The following is a 691-nucleotide window of genomic DNA, read 5'->3' as shown; positions in this document are numbered from 1 at the left end:
TCGAGGAGGTGGACGACCTGGATCTGGAGGCCACCCAGGACCGGGCCGTGACCGTCGTGGAATGGGGGCGCGGGCTGGTGGAGCACCTGGCCGAGTCTCGCCTGGAGCTGACCCTGGAGCGGGCCACGGGGGAGGCCGCCCCGGTGGTGGAGGGCGACGAGGACGACGAGGACCCGCGTCGGGCCCGGCTGGCGGCGTTCGGGCCCCGCTGGACCGGGCAGGCCGGGCGGGACCTGGCCCGGCGCCTGGAGGCCGCCCTGCGCGGCTGACGCGCCCCGGGGGTGCGTCGTGAGGGGGAACTACACTTAGGCGGGTGCTCATCCTCAGCTGCGACACCTCCTCCATCGCCAGCGGCGCCCTGCTGCGCGTGCCGGACGACGCCGGCGCCCCCGAGGCCACGGGCCCCGACCTCGTCGGCCGCGCCGAGGTGCTGGGCTCCTTCGCCACCGAGGACACCCGCTCCCACGCGGAGGCCACCGCGCCGGGGCCGATGCCGACCAGGATGAGCCCCAGCGCCGTGCCGGGCACCCCGGCCTGCTCCAGGAGCCGACGCAGCCCCGGCGCGGTGGCCTCCGCGTGGGAGCGGGTGTCCTCGGTGGCGAAGGAGCCCAGCACCTCGGCGCGGCCGACGAGGTCGGGGCCCGTGGCCTCGGGGGCGCCGGCGTCGTCCGGCACGCGCAGCAGGGCGCCG

The 691-nt window shown here is 78.3% G+C and carries 2 pseudogenes; both read left to right on the top strand.

The features are described from left to right. Nucleotides 1–269: pseudogene (locus NS354_RS13020) on the top strand (tRNA (adenosine(37)-N6)-threonylcarbamoyltransferase complex ATPase subunit type 1 TsaE); the annotation flags it as partial. 44 nt (nucleotides 270–313) lie between these two features. Then, a pseudogene (locus NS354_RS13860) lies at nucleotides 314–691 on the top strand (hypothetical protein); the annotation flags it as partial.

The sequence above is a fragment of the Leucobacter chromiiresistens genome (genome assembly GCF_001477055.1).
Taxonomy (GTDB): Bacteria; Actinomycetota; Actinomycetes; order Actinomycetales; family Microbacteriaceae; genus Leucobacter; species Leucobacter chromiiresistens_A.
The sequence above is the reverse complement of the archived record's forward strand: the minus strand, read 5'-3'. Positions and strand labels throughout refer to the sequence as shown.